Consider the following 17,702-nt stretch of genomic DNA (forward strand, 5'->3'; position numbering starts at 1 on the left):
ACGCGCCTTCGGAAAAAATGCAATTCAAAACGAATATTCATGAGGGGATTAGCGACCACGCTACGCTCCCCTCATCCGGCCCACCGGCGCCCCGACAACCGAAGCTTGCGCCAGAAACACGCCACCCGACCGGGGGGCCGCCTCCAAAGCTACTTCCGGCAACTGGCGATGCGAGGTGATGGCCAGAAGCGTCAGATCGGGCCCGCAAAAGCAGGGCATCGTCGGGGCCGGAACCGGCACCGGAACCTTTTCAAGCAGATTGCCCTCGCGGTCGAAGCGGTTCAGGACACCCGCAGATACGCCCGCGCTCCAATAAGCGCCCTCGGCATCGCAGGCACCGCCATCCGGCCTGCCGCTCAGTTCATCGAGATCGCGAATGCGCTTGCGCCCGCCTATGTCGCCTGTCTCGGGGTCGAAGTCGTAACGGTCGATCCATGGCCCGCGGGAATCCGTATGAAACATGGTTCTGCCATCCGCCGTCCACGCCAGACCGTTCGAAATCTCGAAGCCTTCGGCCTTCACGGATGCGTTGCCGTCGCCTGTTACCCGGTAGAGCCGCGATATGGTTTCGCGCTGCGGACGGCCATCCATGCTGCCGATCCAGAACGCACCGTCTGGACCGACCTTGCCGTCGTTGAGGCGGGAGGTGGCAGGCTCGTCATAGGCGGACCACAGCGGTTCCTGACTGCCGGTTTCTGGATCGAACAGAATGACCTGACGTGACAGCGCCACCACGAGACGCCCGCTGTCGGTCAATCCGAAGCTTGCCACCTGACTTGCAAAGGACCATTCACGAAGCACACCCCTATCGGCGTCAATGTCTATTTCATATATGCGGCGCCCATAGATATCGCAGGCGAAAAGTGCCCCCCTGCGGTCATCCCAGACCGGACTTTCCATCAGTTGACCGCGCAGATCGGCTATGCAGCGAAACGGTCCCATCATTCAGCTTCCGTCTTTCGCCGGATGACATCGGGATGATCGAACACGAAATCGGAGAGTTCCAGTCCGAGACCTGCCCCCTCGAAAGGATAGATCACGCCGTTCTCGATACGGGGCATCACAGTCACCAGATCGCGGTACCAGGACGTGTAATAGGCACGGACCGATTCCTGATAGATCGCATTGGGCGCATTGAGAGACAGGTGAATGGAAGCGGCAAACACCACCGGGCCGGTGCAGTCATGCGGGGCGATGGGGCGCTGGAACGCCTCGGCCATGGTGGCGATCTTTTTCGCCTCTGAAAGCCCGCCGCACCATGAAATGTCGAGCATAACATAATCGGAGGCATCGGCGCGCAGGACATCCAGAAACTGCGCGCGCGTCGCCATGGTTTCACTGGCGCAAACCGGAATGCCGGACTGGCGCGCATAAACAGCCAGCGCCTGCGGGTTCATCATCTTGATCGGGTCTTCCGACCAGAAAGGCCGGAAGGCTTTCAGTTCACGCGCAATAGCCAGCGCCGACGTCAGGTCCCACATGGAATGGAACTCGACCATGATTTCCATCCGGTCGCCAACCGCATCGCGTATCTGGCGAAACGGTTCCAGCGCCTTGTCGAGATCACCGGCATGGATAAAGTTTCCGCCGGATGCGACGGCAAACGGGTCGAAAGGCCAGATTTTCATGGCCGTGATACCTTCCGACAAAAGGCTTTCTGCAAGTGCGCCTGCATCCCTGTGAAAGGCAAGCTGATCCTCGTAGGGCCCTTCCTTCGCCTCGTCGGCATCGCCAATATAACGGCGTGCGCCGCTCTTGTTATAGGTGTAACCGGCGCAGGTATTGTAGGTCCGGATCGATTGCCGCGACAGGCCGCCGAGCAACTGGTGGATCGGCTGGCCGGTCACCTTGCCGAATATATCCCACAGCGCGATGTCGATTGCCGAGGCGGCACGAATTTCCACCCCCGACGAGCGAAAACCGACATAGGGTTCCAGCAGCAGTTTGGAGATGCGGTCGATCTCCAGCGGGTTCTGGCCAACGAGCAGCGGCGCTATATCGCTATGGATATAGGCTGCGACCGCATTTGCGCCGCGAAATGTCTCGCCAAGGCCGACAATGCCTTCATCTGTATGGACCTGCACCCACACTATGTTGTTGAGGTGCGGAAGCTGCACCGTTTCGATAGCCGTGATTTTCATTCTATTATGCCTCAATGCGCGGATGGTTGACGGTTGCGCGCAACGATCTGCGTCGGATTGACGAAGCGCAGTGCCAGAAGCAGCCATACCAGCGAGGTGACCATGTAAATGACCGCCATGGCGTCGATGGACTGGACGGAGCGGACCCCGGCAGCGAACACCGAATAATAGAGCGCGACGACGAGTGTTTGCGATGTCGGCCCTGCAGTCAGGAAGGTCAGCTCGAACATCGCAACCGTGCGCACCAGAACTAGCAGCATGGCCGCAAGCACGCCCGGCATCAGCATGGGCAGAAGCACATGGATGAAGAGCTTGAACGTGCCTGCGCCGAACACGCGCGCTGCCGCCTCGACCTTCGGGTCGATCTGCTCGATGAAGGGTATCATCACCAGAATGACAAACGGCACCGTCGGCACGAGATTGGCCAGAACGACACCCCAGAACGTGCCGCCCACGCCGAACTTGTAAAGCACGGTCGCCAGCGGAATGCCGAAGGTTATCGGCGGCACCAGAAGCGGCAGCAGGAAGATCAGGAGCACCAGCTTCTTGCCCCGAAAATCACGGCGCGCCATGGCATAGGCTGCCGTGACGCCCAGAATGCCTGACAGGATCACCACGGCAAAGACGACCTGAAAGGTGACCACAAGTACCTGATCAAGCTGGAATTCAGCCCAGGCCGCCGCATACCAGCGCGTGGTAAACGCATCCGGCAGCCATGTGCCGAGCCAGCGCGTGCCGAAACTCGAAACCACCACGGCTGTGATGACCGCCAGAACATTCAGCACGAAGAAGCCGGTCACAAGCCAGACAAGGGTGATCCAGAGCTTGGAAAGTATGGAAGTATCGCGGATCATGACCTATCCCTTTCCGCCGGCGGTGGAACCGCGATAAAAGAGCGAACGCACCCCGAGCAGCGCACCGACCACCAGCAATTGCACCGCTGCCATGATCATGGCGATGGATGAAGCCATGGAGTCGTCATATTGCTCGAAGGCCGCCTGAGCTGCGGCAATCGAGATCACGCGCGTCGGCCCGGATGGCGCTCCCAACAGGACTGCGGAGGGAAACACGGCAAATGCCTGCACGAAGGTGAGGCAGGCCGCGACGACCAGCCCCGGCACCAGCAGGGGCAGCATGACATGGCGGAAGCGCTGCCAGCTATTGGCGCCATGGGTGGCGGCGGCGCGTTCGAGCGCGGGATCGATGCCGGTTATGTAGGAAAGCGTCAGCAGGAAGGTGAACGGAAACACCGTAATGACCAGCGATGCAAAGACGCCCCAGTAATTATTGGTGAGCTTCAATGGATTGTCGATCAGGCCGATGGTGATCAGCGTGCGGCTGAACCAGCCCTGCGGCCCCAGATAATTCAGCAGACCTTCCGCAATCAGAACCGTGCCGAGTGTTACCGGCAGAACGAGGATCGTCGTCAGCAGGCGCTGGCGCGGCATCAGACGCACGCGCATGGCAATGGGAACTGCGAAAAGAACACTGATGACGGTGACGGGAACCGCCAGCCACAGTGTCGCGCCGATAGTCTTGTAGAGGTAAGGATCGGAGAAGAACTTGCGATAATTGGCCAGCGCTCCGCCGCCGTCGAGCGGATTGAATGACAGAACCAGCCCGTAGAGAAACGGATAAATGAAGACGCCCACCACAAACAGCAGCGCGGGCAGGATCAGAAGGGTGACGCCGTCGAAGCCGCGATTGGCGAGCCGTTGTCGCAAGCTGGGCTTGAGCGGCGCATCTGCATAGGTCTCAACCGCCATTGATCAGCCCTCCGCCGGGAAAACCAGCGCATGGCCAGCATCGACGCCCAGCACGATACGGCTGCCGGGCTCCACGCCCTGCGGCCCGTGAAAGACCAGTTCCATCCCGGTTTCGGTGCGGGCTGTGCCGACATATTCGCGCCCGCGATATTCGATGGTCTCGACGGTCGCCTGCAGATCGTTGCGATGGCCCGAACCGGATACGACATCATCGCCGCGCGCCATCAACACGGCATCGTCGCCCGGCTCAAGCTCATCCATCGCCCGGCCAACGAGTTCGCTTCCCGCGACGGCAATAGTGGCCTGCCCGTTTTCGACACGCACGACTTTACCCGGCAAGGCGTTGCGGAATCCCATAAAGGCGGCGACATCGCGATAGCGCGGCTCTTCGTAAAGCTCATGCGGCTTGCCGACCTGGCGGATTTCACCATCGCGCAGGACCACGATGCGGTCGGCGAGCGACAAGGCTTCATCCTGATCGTGGGTCACATAGATCGTTGTAGAGCCAAGCTGGTTATGGATACGGCGGATTTCGGCTCGCATCTCAAGACGCAGCTTCGCATCGAGATTGGAAAGCGGCTCATCCATGAGAACAACCGGCGGCTCAATGACAATGGCGCGGGCAATTGCGACGCGCTGCTGCTGACCGCCGGAGAGCTGTCCGGGCAGTTTTTCTTCCTGTCCCTGCAGGCGCACCAAGGCCAATGCGGCCCGCGCGCGCTTTTCGATCTCGCTTTTTGCCAGACCGCGCATCTTGAGGCCGAAACCGACATTCTGCAGCACGTTCATATGCGGAAACAGCGCATAGTTCTGGAAGACCATACCGAAACCGCGATCTTCCGGCTTCAGCTGGTCGACGCGACGGTTATCGATATAGATACCACCGCCCGTCGTACCTAGAAGACCGGCAATGCAATTGAGAGCCGTCGACTTTCCGCAGCCGGAAGGGCCGAGAAGTGCGATAAATTCGCCTTTCCGGATGGTGAGGCTGACTTCCCTCAGCGCATTAAACGTTCCGAATGATCGGCTCATCCGGTCTAGCCGGAGTTCTTGAAAGGACATTGACGCAAACACCATGATTTAGAATTGGCGACTATCAGCGGCTAGTGGCGAGCCGTTCACGGCCCACCACTCAGCCTTCGGTCAATCAACCAGCGGCGACGTCTTCGTCCCAACGGCGGAATGCAGCGACCAGCGCCTCCGGCTCAAGCGGCAGCTCGATCGGATTGTTGGCAATCCACTCGGCATATTCCGGACGGCCAAACTCAGCGATGATGCTCTGGCTTTCCTTTGGCGCCATTTCGATGGTGACGTCCTTCACCGCAGGGCCCGGATAGAAATAGCCGGCATCGTAGGAATAGGCCTGCTGGTCTGGCTTGAGCGAGAACTTGATGAACTCCATCAGCACAGCGATCTTTTCCTCGGACACACCCTTGGGAATGGCGAAGTAATGCGCATCGCAAACCCAATGGAAACCTTCCAGCTTGCTGACGCCCATCTCCTTCGGCACCACGCCGAGCGCGCGCGGATTGATGTCCCAGCCGGTGGTCGTCACTGTCATGTCGCGCGTGCCTTCGCCCAGTTCCTTCATGAGCGCGCCCGTGCCTGCCGGGTAATATTCGATATTCTTGTGCAATTCCTTCAGATAGGCCCAGGTCTTGTCCCAGCCCTTGACCGGGTCTTTTGGATCGCTGTCGCCCAGAAGATAGGGAAGCCCCATCAGGAAGGTGCGTCCCGGACCGGAATTGGCCGGGCGGGCATAGATGAACTTGTTTGGATTTTCCTTCGCCCAGGCCAGCAGTTCTTCAGCTGTCTTGGGCGGCGTCTTCACCTTGTCGGGGTGAAATTCAAGCAAAGGACCGGATGGATAATAGGACACCACGACGCCCTTGCCCTTCGACATTTCCTGCATGCGCCATGCGGGTTCCAGATAGATATCCTGGAGCTTTGGCAGGCCGTTATCCGGCAGCGCAATGATGTCGGTCCATATATCGTCGGCAAGTCCAGCAGAAAGCGCATCCGGCCCAACGATCACCATATCAATATCGATGCGGTTGGCGCGCTGCTGCGCCTTGATCTTCCCCGGCAGTTCGGGCGCCGGTGCCTTGTTGAAGGTAAAGCGCGAAACAAGCGCTTTCTGTTCAGCCGCGAAATTGTCGAAAATCGGCTGGGTCAGAGCCAGATTGCCAGCGGCATCGATAACGTTGAGCGACACCGGCGAAGACGGCAGTTTCGCCGACTGTGCCCAAACACCTTTCGGCAGCATGATACCCATGCCAGTCGCAACGCCCGCCCCCGCCATGAACGTGCGGCGTGAAATTCCCTTATTCATGTTCTCCTCCACTTTTTGGTTTTCCGGTGCGCCCCTCTTCTCCCTGTCAGGACGCCCGGGTTTCATTCGTCAGACAATGCCATCAGTCTCCCAACCCGAGACGATTTTCTGGAGCGTCTCGCGATCATTCGTTTCAAGCTGCGGCAATCCGGGAAGTCGCACTTTACCGACCTCAGACCCTTGAATTTGCAGCGCTTCCTTCACCACGGTCACATTCGCGCCGTTACGGTACTTGGTGCGCATGGTCTCGAAATCGGCAATGCTTTCAACCACTGCCCGCGCCCTTGCAAAATCTCCCGCCTCCAGCGCATTCCAGACGGCGAGCGAACGCTTTGGTGCAACATTGACGAGGCCCGAGGTAAAACCGCGCCCGCCAAGGGCATAGAAAGGCAAGGCCCAGCTTTCGGCCAAACCGCAAATCCAGGTCGCGTCCATGCCCTTTGTCGCCCTGCAGCACTCGAAGAAAAGCATCGTGTTCTGCGAAGCGAACTTGACGCCTGCGACCTTCGGATGAGTGGCAAGGCGCACCATTTCATCGAGCGGGATCAGGTCCGAACGGATATAGGCGACGATGGGCAGGTCGATGGCTTCGGCAATCGCAATGAAATAGTCCACCTGCGCATGGGGCGCGGCGAAAGGATCGAGCGGGTGGTGAATCATCACACCATCGGCACCGGCATTGCCTGCCGCCCGTGCCACCTTGATCGCCTCGCGCACCGAACGACCGGCAGCAGCCGTCACAGCGGCCTTTCCATCGACCGCGGCAATGGCAATCGCCTGCAGGCGAATGACTTCTTCCTCTGTCAGACTGTAGAATTCGCCGGTGTTTCCACCAGTGACGATGTTATGAACGCCGGCTTCGGCAATGCGGCCGACGATTTTACCAGTCAGCTCGGCATCGATCTCGCCCGTTGTGTCATAGGCAGTCGCATGCACGCCCGAAATGCCTCGAAGCACCCGGCGGTAGCCCGCTAAATCCATCATTTCCTCCCAATGTACCGGTCAGAAGACCAGCTCGATATGCGTGTCTCCCGCCTTCACGATGTGTTCGCGCATCAGCCGCTCGGCCAGATCGCCATTGCGTGCGGTAATTGCCTGCATGATTGCTTCATGCTCATTGAATGACTGACGACGCACATCTTCGCGCGACAGGACAGTCACCCTTGCGGCGTGGTCGTACATGCGTTGTGCATTCTGCAACCGGCGCAGATACTCGCATCCCGATGCCTCATGGATGCCATCGTGAAACTTCTCGTTCAGTTCGATCAGCAGATCGACATTGCCCGCCTCGACCGCCGCCCGCATCTCCTCGATAACGGCGCGAAGAAAGCCAAATGCCTCCTCGTCGCCATGCTTGGCCGCCTGCCGCGCAATGATGCTTTCCAGCGCAGCGCGAGCGAGCGTCATCTCTTCAGCCTGCCGCGCATTGAACGATACGAACGTGCCGCGACGCGCCTCCGTTCTGACCAGCCCTTCCCCTTCCAACTGGCGCAGAGCCTCTTTCAAAGGGCTCGTGCTGATACCGAGATCGGACGCCAACTGCCTCTCGTTCAGCTTTTCGCCGGACTTGATCCGGCCGGAAATAATCGCTTCCCGCAGATTGTCATGCACGTGGTCTCTGAGGCTCTTCACCTTGATCGGAGAAAGGGGGGAAACGTTATCACCCAAGGCAACACCTGTTTGTCGTGAATTAACACTGCGATCCTGAAACAGCGAATCTGATATGTCAATATCTGATACATCAGATATCAAATGAAATTCTCCGGTCGCCGTCAGAAAACAAAAAAGACGGCCAAAGGCCGTCTTTCGTAAGTCCATCCTGATAGCCGATCGGCCTATTCCACCGCTGAAAAGAGCATAATCCGACCAGAGTGAACCGAGCGTCGATCTGATTCAATCAGATCGAAATGCGCTCGAATACCCCCTGATCCAGACCGGCCTGTGCAATATGCAGGCGCTTGTAGCGTCCATCCTTCATGGCCAGAAGCTCGGCATGACTGCCCTGCTCGGCAATCCGCCCGCCCTCCACCACCAGAATACGGTCGGCATTGACGATGGTTGCCAGGCGATGCGCAATCACCAGCGTCGTGCGGCCTTGTGAAAGCTCCGCGAGCGATTGCTGGATGGCGCGTTCGGTTTCCGTATCGAGCGCGGAAGTCGCCTCGTCCAGTATCAGGATCGGCGGATTTTTCAGGAATATGCGCGCAATGGCCATACGCTGCTTCTGCCCGCCGGAAAGCTTTACGCCACGCTCACCGATAACCGTGTCATAACCTTCCGACAGATTGGCGATCACGCCGTCAAGCCTCGCACGGCGCGCAGCCTCGACGATTTCCGCGTCGGTCGCATCAAGACGTCCATAGGCGATGTTTTCCCGGATGGTTCCGGCAAACAGAAATACGTCCTGACTAACAATGCCGATATTGGACCGCAGAGACTTCAGGGTCATATCGCGAATATCGATACCGTCGGCAAGAATGGCGCCCTGCGTCACGTCATAAAAGCGCGGCAGCAGCGAACAGATTGTCGTCTTGCCCGCACCTGACGGGCCAACGAAAGCAATCGTTTCACCAGCACGAATGGAAATATCGAGACCATCGACAATGGGGCGTTCCGTGCTGTAGCCGAAACTGACATTCCGGTATTCGATATCACCGGCCAGACGGGCAACGGTCCGCGCACCAAGGCGGTCGGCGATATCCGGGCGGGTATCGAGAAACTCGGTATAGCGCTGAAAACCGGCAATGCCCTTGGGATAGGTTTCAATGACCGAATTGATCTTTTCAATCGGGCGGAAGAACACATTGACCAGCAGCAGGAAGCCGACGAACCCGCCAGCCGTCAGTTCGCCGCGCACCACGAACCATGCGCCTGCCAGCATCACCACGACCTGCACGAAACGCATCGACAGATAGGACAGTGACATCGACGCCGCCATGATCTTGTAGGCAGCCAGCTTGGTGGTCAGATATTTATCGTTGCTCTCTGCGAAAAGCTGGCGCTCATGGTCTTCATTCGTAAAGGCCTGAACAACGCGGATACCGCCGACATTTTCCTCAATCCGGGCGTTGAAATCGCCAACGCGCCGATAAAGCGCATGCCATGTGTGCGTCATGCGTCCGCCATAGCGGGCAGTGACATAGGCCGAAAGCGGAACGATGACCGCAGTAATCAGCGCAAGCTGCGGATGCACCCACAGCATCAGGATGAATGCGCCGATCAGGGTCATGATTGCGATGAAGACATCTTCCGGCCCGTGATGCGCCACTTCGCCGATCTCTTCCAGATCCTTGGTCAACCGCGCCACAAGATGGCCGGTCTTCTGGTTGTCGAAGAAGCCGAAAGAGAGTTTCTGCAGATGATCAAAGGCCTTGCGGCGCATCTCCGTCTCGATCTTGATGCCGAGCATATGCCCCCAATAGGTCACGATGACCTGCAGGAACGCATTGACGACATAGATGGCCAGCAGACCGACCGCAGCAATGGCGATCATGCCAAGCTGGCCCGTCGGCAACAGCTTGTCGATGAAAAGCGTAACCGCGACCGGAAAAGCAAGCTCAAGCAGGCCGGACGCCACCGCACTGGAAAAATCTAGCGCGAACAGCCCGCGATGCGGACGATAATATCCGGCAAAGCGTTTCAGCAATCCAGCCATGGCGCGGCTCCCTCAAGATCAATCACAGGGTGCCTAACTCATTCAACTCCCTATTAAAAGGGTAATTTGACCAAACAATTCAAGATTTGAATGCTTCTGCTGTCATTTGTCCAGAATTTCGCTGCCCGGAATGTTTTTCTTATGTGGCTCGCGTCATGATGCGGTCGTGGAAAATCATTCCCAGAACCATCATGGCGACGAAGAGCCAGACCTGCGGCAGTCCCATGGAAAGTGCGGACACGACCGGACCGGGACAGAACCCCGCCAGCCCCCAGCCTGCGCCGAAGATGGCAGCACCCGTGATCAGCCGCCGGTCGATTTCAGTATTCTCCGGCAACTGGAAAGACTGGTCCAGCACAGGCCGCGCCATACGCCGCTGCAACATCACACCGGGGATCGCCACCAGCAGAGCGCCGCCCAGCACAAAGGCAAGGCTCGGGTCCCAATGACCGCTGGTGATATTCAGGAAGCCCGTCACGCGCGACGGATCGATCATGCCCGACAGCGACAGGCCGAAGCCGAAGATCGCACCCGCAAGCAGGGTCATGGCCAGACGTGCATATGCCGACTGTTTCATAGCAATGCTCCAGAAATACTGGCAACCACGATGCCGGTTACGAGGAAGGTGAATGTTGCGGCTATTGAGCGTTTGGAAAACCGCGCCATGCCGAGAATGCCGTGACCGGACGTGCAGCCCGACCCCATGCGGGTTCCGATACCGACCAGAAGCCCGGCGACAACAATAACAGGCCAGGACATAGCCATCGTTACCGGAGGAAAGGAACCATAAATCGCAGCATAGATAACCGGTCCCAGAACGAGGCCGACAACGAAGATCGCATTGGCTGATATCTGTTTGCCACCCAGAAGCCGTCCGACGATGCCGCTGATACCGGCGATGCGTCCGTTGAAGACGAGAAGCAGGACTGCGGAAAGGCCGAGCAGCATGCCGCCCGCCAGCGATTGCAGATAGGTTGCGATCATGCCCGTCCCTCCGGTGCGCAGAAAATGCCGTAAAGCGCCTCGATCAGTTGGGCGGCCTTGGCTTCCGTCAGTCGATAGAAAATCTGCTTCGCTTCGCGACGGGTTTCGACGATGCCCGCTTCACGCAGCACACCTAGCTGCTGTGACAGCGTCGGCTGGTGAATGCCAAGCGCGTCCTCCAGCTCTCCGACCGAATATTCGCGTTCTGAAAGAGTACAAGCCAGCATGAGGCGCGCCGGATGCGACAGCGTCTTGAGGAGTTCCGCAACCTCGGTGGCCCGTCCCTCCATTTCCGCACGCGTCATCTTGTTTTCATGGGCGGGCGCACTGCCCGAAATCGCATCCATCATGGCACCTCATCATCAATATACAATTAAGTATAATATATATTGAGAATTACAAGAGGGACCAGAACAAAAATGCCGCCATTCAGGATCGAATGGCGGCATTAAGCTTATTTGCCGAGAAGTGACTGAACGGCGGCCAGTTCAGTCTGGCGCAATTCGTGCCCGCCCGGATGCCAGACAAGCTCGACAGCGGCTTTCTGGCGCTCGAAATAATGGGCGAGCGCTTCTGTCAGATCCGGCGGACAGATCGGGTCCATCCGCCCGGCAGTCATGAGTATTTTCGCACCCTCAAGCACAGGATTGTCCTTCGGCCTGAACGGCACCAGCGGATGCAGAAGTGCCGCCTTGTCGAACACTCTGCCTTTCTCGATCAGCAGGTTCGCCATGATATTGGCGCCATTGGAATAGCCGAGCCCGATCACTTCGGACGGCTTGTGTTCAGCCACAAGGCCACCAATGAAATCAGCCATCTTGTCAGTGGCGCGAGCAAGGTCTTCCATGTCGTAAACGCCCTCGCCCGTGCGACGGAAGAAACGTGCAGCGCCATATTCCGAAACGTCACCGCGCGGCGACACGATGGTCGCATCCGGCAAGAGCTGTTCTGCCAGACCGAAAAACTGGTTCTCATCGCCGCCCGTGCCGTGAAACACGATGAAGAGCGGGGCTCCGTTCGCTCCGGCCTTCAGCCGGTGCTCATAGGTTTGGATGGTCATGTTCGATCTCCTGTCCCGACATCCTCAGATCTTGTCGAGATGTTCTTCGAGATAGTTACGCAAATGCTGGTGCTGCGCCGGCAGCTTCAGCGCTTCACCAAGATGCGCCGTATCCTCGTCGCGGTCGAAACCGGGTTCGTTGGTGGCCACCTCGAACAGCACACCGCCCGGCGTGCGGAAATAGATCGCCCAGAAGTAATCGCGGTCGATGACCGGCGTGACGTGATAACCCGTATCCATCAGCGCCTTGCGCACTTCCAACTGCTTCTCGCGATTTTCGACGGCGAATGCCACATGGTGCACGGAACCCGCTCCCTGCTGGTTGCGACCGAGTGCTGGCAAGGTTTCCAGATCGATGACACCCGCACCATTGCCTTCCGGCATGATCAGGCGGGTGGTGCCGTCTTTCGCATCGAGCTTCTGGTAGCCCATATATTTCAGCAGTTCGGATGTAGCGCCTTCGTCGCGAAGCCGCATCGAGACCGAATGAAAGCCCCGGATAGCGTGGTCGGCATCGATCCCTTCATGCGCCCACGGCGCACGCGGATCGTCCTTCACTTCCACCAATGCAAAGCTGTCGCCGTCCGGTCCACGGAAATGGATACGCTTTTCGCCAAATGCCTCGTCTTCGGATTCAACCTTGACGGCGGACTGTTCGAAACGATCCTTCCAGAAGCCGAGCGAGCCTTGCGGCACGGCAAAAACCGTAGTTCCCACTTCACCTGTACCGCCGCGCCCGCGCTGAATACCCGGAAACGGGAAATAGGTCATGACGGTGCCAGGCGTTCCGACTTCATCGCCATAATAGAGGTGATAGACACTCGGCTCATCGAAATTGACCGTCTTCTTGACGCGGCGCAGCCCCAGAACATCGGTGAAGAACTGGTTGTTGGAACGCGCATCGGCGGCAAGCGAGGTAACGTGGTGGAGGCCCTTGATCTGATTAAGCATGGCGATCTCTCCTGTTGTGTTACCGTCAATATAACCATCGGCATGAGCATTGAAATATTGACAATCATGCACAGATTGTATCCGTTCATGAGACAATCACAGTCGTGTATTTTCCATCTAGACGTAGTGCCCATTCAAAGTTTAGCTACTTACAACAGCACCATAGAAAGGTTTCCCATGGCGTCCGGTTTGTTTGCGCTTCTCGATGACGTCGCAGCCATTGCGAAAATGGCGGCAGCTTCACTCGATGATGTTGCAGGACAAACCGCAAAGGCCAGCGCCAAGGCGGCAGGTATTGTCATCGACGACACGGCAGTTACGCCGAAATACGTCGTGGGCCTGAAACCGGAGCGCGAATTGCCGGTCATCTGGAAAATCACCAAGGGATCGCTGCGCAACAAACTCATTTTCCTGCTGCCACTGGCGCTTATCCTCGGCTACTTCGCACCGTCCTTCATCATGCCGCTTCTGATGATCGGCGGCGTCTATCTGGCCTTCGAAGGAACGGAGAAGCTGGTGGAGTTCTTCATTCCGCACGAGGAAGCGGAACACGAGGAAACCAAAGGCGCGACCGCCAAGGAGATCGAGCAAACGACCGTCAACGGCGCGATCCGCACAGACTTCATCCTGTCGGCCGAAATCATGGCGCTGACGTTGGCGGGACTTGCCCCGTCAAGCATCTATACGCAGGCCGCCATCCTCGCGAGTGTCGGCATATTGATCACTTTTGCGGTCTATGGCGTGGTTGCCATCATCGTGAAGCTCGACGACATGGGCGTCTCGCTTGTGCGCAACAGCCATACGGCTTTCGGCAGGCAGCTCGGCAAGGGGCTGGTCGCAGGCATGCCCATCATATTGAAGGTTCTAAGCACCGTCGGCACCATCGCCATGCTCTGGGTCGGTGGCAGCATCATCGTTCATGGCCTTGATTCAATCGGCGTCCACAGCGTTGAAGCCTTCATCCATTCCATCGTTTCTCATCTGCCGAGCGAAGGCACCCGGTTCTCATCCGCCTTCGAATGGATCGCAACATCGTTTTTGCAGGCAGTGTTCGCCATCCTGATCGGCATCGTCGTCGTGATTGCCGTCAACACTTTCAGATCGTTAAAAGCGAAGGCCTGATTTCAGACCAGATAGCGCTTGAACCACTCGATGGTCCGGTCCCAGGCGAGCTTTGCCGCCGCCTCGTCGTAACGCGGCGTGGAATCGTTATGGAAGCCGTGATTGACGCCCGGATAGATATAAGCCTGGTAGGTCTTGCCGTTCTTTTTCAAGGCCTCTTCATAGGCTGGCCAGCCCTCGTTGATGCGCGTGTCCAGTTCAGCATAATGCAACAGGATGGGTGCCTTGATGCGCGGCACTTCATCCGTCGGGGCCTGCCTGCCATAGAAGGGCACGGCTGCTGCCAGTTCCGGAAAGGCAACTGCCACCGCATTGGCAACACCGCCGCCATAGCAGAAGCCGGTAATGCCTACCTTGCCGGTCGTCAGATCGCTTTTCATCATGAAATCGACCGCCGCAAAAAAGTCGTTCATTAGCTTGGTCGGATCGACCTGCTGCTGCAATTCGCGGCCCTTGTCATCATTGCCCGGATAACCACCGACCGAAGTAAGGCCATCAGGCGCGAGCGCGATGAAACCGGCCTTTGCAACGCGGCGGGCCACATCTTCGATATAGGGATTGAGACCGCGATTTTCGTGCACCACGACGACGGCTGGCAGCTTGCCCTGCAGCTTGGCCGGTCGCACCAGATAGGCTCGAACCTCTCCGTTTCCCTCCGGTGAGGGATAGGTGATGTATTCGGGATGGATATCGGGATCCGTGAACTCGACCTGTTGCGCCATCGCATAATCAGGACTGAGCGATGCCAATATGGTTGTTGCAGTCATGGTGCCCACCGCAAATTTTGCGGCCCGGTCCAGAAACTCGCGTTTGGTTATCCGGCCATGGGCGTAGAAATCATAGAGTTCGAGAAGTTCTTGCGGGAAATCCTTCGCCGTCAGACGTGTCATGGTCAGCCCTTCCTCTCAAAGAAGGACAGTTTAGCACAGGGCGAAACAGCGTAAACGCCGGATGTCCCGCTCCGAAAGGTGCGGGACATCCGGCGATATAGCAGAAAACAGGGCCTTTTCGACGGATTCTATCCGAGAGGTCAGATGTTCGGCTCGATCTTGCCCGTTTTGGCTCCGCCCTTATCCTTGACCGTCAGCTTGTCGATATAAGCAAGAAACAGCGCCGAGAACACGAATGCCAGATGGATGATGGTGAACCACATCAACTGGTTCGATGTGTAGGTGGTGGCATTGAGGAATATCTGCAGGAGATGGATCGACGAGATCGCAACGATAGTCGAGGCAACCTTGATCTTGAGTGAACCCGCATCGATGGTGCCGAGCCAGTGCACCTCGTCGCCTGCCTGATCGAAGCGGCTGACAAAATTCTCATAGCCCGAGATGATGACCATAACCACGAGGCTTGCGATAAGTGCGGCATCGATGAGACCGAGGACTTTCATTATCGTGTCGGTATCATTCAGAGCGGTAACTTTCGTTGCAAAATCGAACAGCTTGCCCACGAAGGATACGGCATAGATCGCCAGCGCAACGGCAAGGCCGAGATAGAAGACTACCAGCAGCCAACGCGATGCCAGAATGATATTTTCGATCAGAAGTTCAATTCGTTTCATCGATCCGTTTCCAGGTAATCTTGCCGGTATCTCTTAGAAAGTCTCGCACTTTTGGCAAGCGCCGCAGACATTGAATGATGTGCAAAAATAGGATCGCGATCGCTTTCTTACAATATCAGCTTTCGTCCGTTTCCCCGAGCAGCTCCAGCGCAAGCTTCCGCGCCCCGGCGGAAATATCCGGATTGAAAATCAGCCAGTAGCCCTTGTCGCTTGTCTGCGACACCTCGCAGGCATGGACAAGCTGTCCGCGCTGCACAGCCCCGTCGATCAGTCCGGCCCAGCCGAGCGCCACGCCCTGATCGGCGATGGCTGCCTCGATCACCAGATTGTAGGTGTTGAAGACCAAGCCGTAATTGCCGTCGTCTATGTCTTCACCGATAGCATCGAGCCATGACTGCCACGTGAACCAGCGGTCACCCTGCAAAGTATCGAGATGCAGGAGCGAGGCCGTACCGAGCCGTTTCCCGCCCGGAAACGGGCCATGTTCCGCAAGATAGGCCGGGGAGCAGACCGGCACGACTTTTTCGCCGATAAAGGCGATGGCGTCCTTCGGGAAATCCTCGCGACCGCCGAACAGGATCGAAATATCCGCGTCACGACGGTCGAGCGGCTGGAGCATGGACGATGCCGTGATACGGACATCCACTTCCGGATGTTTCGGACGAAATTGCGCGACACGCGGCATCAGCCAGAACGTCGCGAAGCCATAGTCGGTGGCTATGCGTAATCCCGGCGCGCGCTGGCGGCGCTTGATCTGCTGCACGGCCTCATCGATTCCATCGAGACCGGAGCGCACCGCTTCATACAAAATGTGGCCCTCCGGCAATATCTCGACGCCGCGGGCCCGCCGGGCGAACAATGCAACGCCCAGGCGCTCCTCGATGCGTTTTATCTGATAGCTGACCGCCGGTTGCGTCATGCCGAGTTCACGCGCTGCGAGGGTCAGATTTTCCAATCGTCCCACAGCTTCGAAAACGCCAAGACTGCCAAGGTCCCAGGATGGAGAAACCATAAAAATTCTCTATAGCTTCGATAAAAAATGAATGGGTTTTTCCTTAGCCTAAATGATGTTCTCCTTAAAGTAGGAATACGAGACATAACCGGTCTTAATTCATAAGAGGGGTCACCAAATGCGCTATTTGAAGATTGCGGCACTGGCGTTCACGGCACTGGCGGGGCTTTCAGGAACGGCTTCCGCCGCCGATCCCGCCGCCTGCAAAACCATCCGTCTGTCCGATCCGGGCTGGACCGACATCACCTCCACCAACTCCGTCGCCAGCGTGCTGCTGGAAGGTCTCGGCTATAAGCCTGACGTAAAAACCATGTCCGTGCCGATTGGCTATGAGGCGCTCAAGACCGGCAATCTTGACGTTTTCCTCGGCAACTGGATGCCCGCACAGCAAAAATTCCGCGACGACCTCGACAAGGCGAAGGCCGCCGAAGTCATCGTGAAAAACCTCGAAGGGGCGAAGTTCACGCTGGCCGTTCCGGATTATGTGGCAAGCGAAGGTGTGAAGAACTTTGCCGACCTTGCCGCCCATGCCGACAAATTCGGCAAGGAGATCTACGGCATCGAGCCGGGTGCGCCTGCCAACCAGAACATCCAGAAGATCATCGAGGACCAGAAATTCAAGCTCGATGGCTGGAAACTGGTGGAATCGAGCGAGCAGGCCATGCTCGCGCAGGTGGACCGCAAGAACAAGGACAAGGCTTGGGTCGTGTTCCTGGCCTGGGCGCCGCACCCGATGAACAACAAGCTCAAGATCGAATATCTGGCGGGTGGTGATGACTATTTCGGCCCGAATTTCGGCGGTGCGGAAGTCTATACGCTTGGCCGCACCGGCTGGGCCGCACAGTGCCCGAATGCTGCAACGTTCTTCAAGAACCTCACTTTCACCGTCGACATCGAGAACGAGCTTATGGGCAAGATTCTGGATGAAGGCGCGGAAGGCCCTGCAGCCGCCAAGGAATGGCTGAAGGCGCATCCAGAGCAGATCGACAAGTGGCTTGCGGGCGTTACCACGTTCAAGGGCGAACCGGGCGCGGAAGCCGTCAAGGCAAGCCTCGGTCTCTGACCGTCAACAACGAGACTTAAAAGGCGGGCGTTTCAACGCCCGCCGCTTCGCG

General features: G+C 57.7%; 19 protein-coding genes. 2 read left to right on the forward strand and 17 right to left on the reverse strand.

Annotation, left to right across the window (positions count from 1 at the left end; all coding sequences use genetic code 11):
• Positions 1 to 60: 60 nt before the first annotated feature.
• The 14 genes from CQZ93_RS21735 to CQZ93_RS21800 all read right to left on the reverse strand — a co-directional run bounded on the left by CQZ93_RS21735 (position 61) and on the right by CQZ93_RS21800 (position 12,889).
• The gene (locus CQZ93_RS21735; protein WP_105544617.1) at positions 61 to 945 is read right to left on the reverse strand and encodes an SMP-30/gluconolactonase/LRE family protein; all 885 of its coding nucleotides are present in this window, start codon (positions 943 to 945) and stop codon (positions 61 to 63) included.
• Positions 942 to 2,141 (reverse strand): mandelate racemase/muconate lactonizing enzyme family protein, encoded by a 1,200-nt coding sequence (locus CQZ93_RS21740; RefSeq protein WP_105544618.1) that lies wholly within the window; start codon positions 2,139 to 2,141, stop codon positions 942 to 944. Before CQZ93_RS21740 ends, CQZ93_RS21735 begins: the two co-directional genes overlap by 4 nt.
• Positions 2,142 to 2,152: 11 nt before the next feature.
• Positions 2,153 to 2,995, reverse strand: coding sequence for an ABC transporter permease (locus CQZ93_RS21745; RefSeq protein WP_105544619.1), 843 nt, complete (start codon positions 2,993 to 2,995; stop codon positions 2,153 to 2,155).
• Between the two features lie 3 nt (positions 2,996 to 2,998).
• On the reverse strand, positions 2,999 to 3,907 hold the full coding sequence (locus tag CQZ93_RS21750; RefSeq protein WP_105544620.1) for an ABC transporter permease: 909 nt from the start codon (positions 3,905 to 3,907) through the stop codon (positions 2,999 to 3,001).
• A gap of 3 nt (positions 3,908 to 3,910) precedes the next feature.
• On the reverse strand, positions 3,911 to 4,984 hold the full coding sequence (locus tag CQZ93_RS21755) for an ABC transporter ATP-binding protein (RefSeq protein WP_181153446.1): 1,074 nt from the start codon (positions 4,982 to 4,984) through the stop codon (positions 3,911 to 3,913).
• A gap of 70 nt (positions 4,985 to 5,054) precedes the next feature.
• Positions 5,055 to 6,209 carry an extracellular solute-binding protein gene (locus CQZ93_RS21760; RefSeq protein WP_286154286.1) on the reverse strand — a complete coding sequence of 385 codons (1,155 nt, stop codon included), beginning with the start codon at positions 6,207 to 6,209 and terminating at the stop codon, positions 5,055 to 5,057.
• Between the two features lie 99 nt (positions 6,210 to 6,308).
• The gene (locus CQZ93_RS21765; RefSeq protein ID WP_105544622.1) at positions 6,309 to 7,220 is read right to left on the reverse strand and encodes a dihydrodipicolinate synthase family protein; all 912 of its coding nucleotides are present in this window, start codon (positions 7,218 to 7,220) and stop codon (positions 6,309 to 6,311) included.
• 21 nt (positions 7,221 to 7,241) lie between these two features.
• The gene (locus tag CQZ93_RS21770) at positions 7,242 to 7,850 is read right to left on the reverse strand and encodes a GntR family transcriptional regulator (protein WP_105545260.1); all 609 of its coding nucleotides are present in this window, start codon (positions 7,848 to 7,850) and stop codon (positions 7,242 to 7,244) included.
• Positions 7,851 to 8,136: 286 nt separating this feature from the next.
• Positions 8,137 to 9,894 carry an ABC transporter ATP-binding protein gene (locus CQZ93_RS21775; RefSeq protein ID WP_105544623.1) on the reverse strand — a complete coding sequence of 586 codons (1,758 nt, stop codon included), beginning with the start codon at positions 9,892 to 9,894 and terminating at the stop codon, positions 8,137 to 8,139.
• Positions 9,895 to 10,033: 139 nt separating this feature from the next.
• Complete coding sequence (locus tag CQZ93_RS21780) at positions 10,034 to 10,471, reverse strand: YeeE/YedE family protein (protein ID WP_105544624.1); 438 nt, start codon at positions 10,469 to 10,471, stop codon at positions 10,034 to 10,036.
• Positions 10,468 to 10,878 (reverse strand): YeeE/YedE family protein, encoded by a 411-nt coding sequence (locus CQZ93_RS21785; RefSeq protein ID WP_105544625.1) that lies wholly within the window; start codon positions 10,876 to 10,878, stop codon positions 10,468 to 10,470. The genes CQZ93_RS21780 and CQZ93_RS21785 overlap by 4 nt, the downstream gene beginning before the upstream one ends.
• Positions 10,875 to 11,225, reverse strand: coding sequence for a sulfite-sensing transcriptional repressor BigR (bigR, locus tag CQZ93_RS21790; RefSeq protein WP_105545261.1), 351 nt, complete (start codon positions 11,223 to 11,225; stop codon positions 10,875 to 10,877). The genes CQZ93_RS21785 and bigR overlap by 4 nt, the downstream gene beginning before the upstream one ends.
• 107 nt (positions 11,226 to 11,332) lie before the next feature.
• Positions 11,333 to 11,938: an alpha/beta hydrolase gene (locus CQZ93_RS21795; protein ID WP_105544626.1), complete on the reverse strand. Its 606-nt coding sequence runs from the start codon at positions 11,936 to 11,938 to the stop codon at positions 11,333 to 11,335.
• A gap of 24 nt (positions 11,939 to 11,962) precedes the next feature.
• Entirely contained in the window at positions 11,963 to 12,889 is a 927-nt protein-coding gene (locus CQZ93_RS21800) for a VOC family protein (protein ID WP_105544627.1), read from the reverse strand.
• A 177-nt stretch (positions 12,890 to 13,066) separates the two neighbouring features.
• Between CQZ93_RS21800 and CQZ93_RS21805 the strand changes: the two genes are divergently transcribed.
• Positions 13,067 to 14,011: a DUF808 domain-containing protein gene (locus tag CQZ93_RS21805; protein WP_105544628.1), complete on the forward strand. Its 945-nt coding sequence runs from the start codon at positions 13,067 to 13,069 to the stop codon at positions 14,009 to 14,011.
• A gap of 2 nt (positions 14,012 to 14,013) precedes the next feature.
• On the opposite strand, the gene yghX is transcribed toward CQZ93_RS21805, so the two are convergent.
• The 3 genes from yghX to CQZ93_RS21820 all read right to left on the reverse strand — a co-directional run bounded on the left by yghX (position 14,014) and on the right by CQZ93_RS21820 (position 16,587).
• The gene (gene yghX / locus CQZ93_RS21810; protein ID WP_105544629.1) at positions 14,014 to 14,901 is read right to left on the reverse strand and encodes a YghX family hydrolase; all 888 of its coding nucleotides are present in this window, start codon (positions 14,899 to 14,901) and stop codon (positions 14,014 to 14,016) included.
• Between the two features lie 140 nt (positions 14,902 to 15,041).
• On the reverse strand, positions 15,042 to 15,575 hold the full coding sequence (locus CQZ93_RS21815) for a TIGR00645 family protein (protein ID WP_105544630.1): 534 nt from the start codon (positions 15,573 to 15,575) through the stop codon (positions 15,042 to 15,044).
• A gap of 115 nt (positions 15,576 to 15,690) precedes the next feature.
• Positions 15,691 to 16,587 (reverse strand): LysR substrate-binding domain-containing protein, encoded by an 897-nt coding sequence (locus tag CQZ93_RS21820; protein WP_105544631.1) that lies wholly within the window; start codon positions 16,585 to 16,587, stop codon positions 15,691 to 15,693.
• A 118-nt stretch (positions 16,588 to 16,705) separates the two neighbouring features.
• Between CQZ93_RS21820 and choX the strand changes: the two genes are divergently transcribed.
• The gene (gene choX / locus CQZ93_RS21825; RefSeq protein ID WP_105544632.1) at positions 16,706 to 17,650 is read left to right on the forward strand and encodes a choline ABC transporter substrate-binding protein; all 945 of its coding nucleotides are present in this window, start codon (positions 16,706 to 16,708) and stop codon (positions 17,648 to 17,650) included.
• Positions 17,651 to 17,702 lie beyond the last annotated feature (52 nt).

The sequence above is a fragment of the Ochrobactrum vermis genome (assembly GCF_002975205.1).
In the GTDB taxonomy this organism is placed as follows: Bacteria; Pseudomonadota; Alphaproteobacteria; order Rhizobiales; family Rhizobiaceae; genus Brucella; species Brucella vermis.